This window comes from Neisseria blantyrii, from assembly GCF_962747855.1.
Taxonomy (GTDB): domain Bacteria; phylum Pseudomonadota; class Gammaproteobacteria; order Burkholderiales; family Neisseriaceae; genus Neisseria; species Neisseria viridiae.
In genome coordinates, this window is the sequence record NZ_CAUIZY010000032.1 from 1 (window position 1) to 656 (window position 656).

Genomic DNA, 656 nt, shown 5'->3' on the forward strand with positions numbered 1-656 from the left:
AGATGAGAAATATGACAGAAATAAGGTGGAGGAATAATCAAGTTATCAGCATTGAGACTAAACGAAAGGATGAATCAAGAGAAACTAGGGTGTATGTGCTCGCTCAGATGATAGGGAAGGCTGAACTCCTGTTTTTCAATCTATTTAACACTGATAACAATTGGGATGATGTAGACTTAACCCAAGTTCCTATTCTTTTCTGCGCCACTGTTGCTCGTCAATTCATTAAAAGCAGCAATATCTTCAGGCAGAATATTAAGGGGATTGAGAACTATATCTCTCCAAAGCGTAAGATAGACCCCTTAGGTATGGGAAGTAGATGGATTACGCTCTGGGAAGGAACACCAAACGAAAAGAAAATTCTTATCATAGGAGATGGTGGGGGCAGACTCTTTGAAGTAGATACTTCCTCGGGGAAATACAATGAACGAGATATCATTGCGTCAATAAATAGAGACGATTTAGAAACGATTAATAGCTATGAATTGAGGAATGTACGAATCTATGCTGAGCTTAATGAACGGCTATATTTGTGTTACAAAATGGGGAGAAATGTAGACCCTCTAAAGGATTTGGTGTTTAATCTACCTATCCCCTTAGAATACAAAGAGTATATTGAGATCATATCAACCTAGAATCAACGACTTAAAGGGCTG

The 656-nt window shown here is 38.3% G+C and carries 1 protein-coding gene; it reads left to right on the forward strand.

Annotation, left to right across the window (positions count from 1 at the left end; all coding sequences use genetic code 11):
* Positions 1–635, forward strand: a 635-nt coding sequence (locus Q9J80_RS10810) for a DUF8309 domain-containing protein (RefSeq protein ID WP_170314440.1), incomplete at its 5' end; no start/stop codon positions are given.
* Positions 636–656: the final 21 nt, after the last annotated feature.